Genomic DNA, 1,610 nt, shown 5'->3' with positions numbered 1-1,610 from the left:
GAAGGCGGCGGCTGCGGCGAGCGCCACGGCCATGGAACGGGCGTTCTTCTTGCTCTTCGAGATCACAGACTCTCCTCTTGCGGAGACGGCGCGCATGGCCCCGGCCCTGTTGGTGACGTCGCGTCTTGACGAAACGGTGCTTCGTCGGGCCGGCAGACGGCCGACTGCGCACATGAGGGACCCTCGCATCTGCGCCCTTTCGTGACGCAACTGGGTGGTGCAGTAACTGAGAGTAACACCACTCTTTGTCCGGCCCAACACTCCGAACGCGAACTGTTGGGCCGGAGCCTCACCCGATCGTGGCGCTCACACGCGGCCAACGAGCCGTGTGCCCACCGACATGAAGGACTACTCAATCGGCATCAAGCGCTCGGCGGCGACCCCGATCACCTCCGCCGGAACCTTCAGCGGAGCATCCGCCAGGAACGTCCCCAGCATCCGGGCCGTGCCCCACTGTGGCGATACCCCCAGCGCCGACAGAGGGTGGCGGAGCGTGAGCCATGGTGCCAGAGCCTTGTTTACCCACCGGACTCACCGGGTAGCCCCACCGGCGATATCGCGCTCCTTGATCCGCCGGGTGGACGGCAATCCACCGCTCCGCGCCCCAGCGGGCGTGACCTCGAACTGACGGCACCATCCAGGAGGCCGCGTTGACGGACGCCTTCCAGCTCCCCTTGTTCTATATGCCGTTCCAGGCGAGGGTGAATCCGCACCTGGAGGCCGTCCGTCCGCGAGTTCGCGCCTGGGCATGCGCTGTGGGTCTGCTTGAGCCGCCGGGCACCGACTCGTACCACGGCGGCTGGAGTGCGGAGACCTTCGACAGGGCGGACTTCACCCGGTTCACCGCCTGGACCTATCCCCATGCCTGTGCCGGGGAGCTGGAGCTGTTGTCCGGCTGGCACAGCCTCATCTGGTGCCTGGACGACGTCTTCGGCGCCGGGTGTGAAGCTCTCGGTAGCCGGGAGCAGATCCTGCAACGTATCGAGCGGCTGATGGCCTTCATGCCGATCATGACACCCGGCTTGGTGCCACCCCCCGAGCATCCTGTGGAACGTGCGCTGGCCGACCTGTGGCGCCGCACGGCGCCCTCGGCATCGATTCCGTGGCGCCTGCTGTACACCAGGTCCGTACGGCGGTTCCTGGAGGCATCGCTGTGGGAGACGGAGAACCTCGAACGCCACCGGTTTCCCGACCTCATCGAGCAGGCCGAGATGCGCCGCGACTACGGGGCGGCCGGGTGCAGCGCACTACTGATGGAGCACTCGCTCGGCTGGGAGATCCCCGATGGCATCCGGGGCACCCGGCCGTTCACTGTGCTGATCGACTCATTCCGGGACACGGTCGATCTGCACAACGACATCGTGTCCTATCCCAAGGAGGTCCGCGAGGGCGTCGCGAGGAACAACATCGTGCACGTGGCCCAGGAACTCCTCGGTGTCTCCCTCAAGGATGCGGTCTCCTTCGTTGACCGCATCCTGACGGGCCGGGTCAGGACGCTCGAAGAGAACGACGAGACGGACCTCCCGCAAGTGCTGCACGACCTGCGTGCGGATCCTGAGACTCAGCGTGCCGTCCTGCGGTATGCCCAGGCCATCCAGGGCTGGGCCGCC

General features: G+C 66.6%; 1 pseudogene. It reads left to right on the top strand.

The features are described 5' to 3' along the window. Positions 1–755 precede the first annotated feature (755 nt). A pseudogene (locus tag AB0M95_RS40940) lies at positions 756–1,610 on the top strand (hypothetical protein); the annotation flags it as partial.

The organism is Sphaerisporangium sp. NPDC051017, assembly GCF_040683095.1.
In the GTDB taxonomy this organism is placed as follows: Bacteria; Actinomycetota; Actinomycetes; order Streptosporangiales; family Streptosporangiaceae; genus Sphaerisporangium.
The sequence above is the reverse complement of the archived record's forward strand: the minus strand, read 5'-3'. Positions and strand labels throughout refer to the sequence as shown.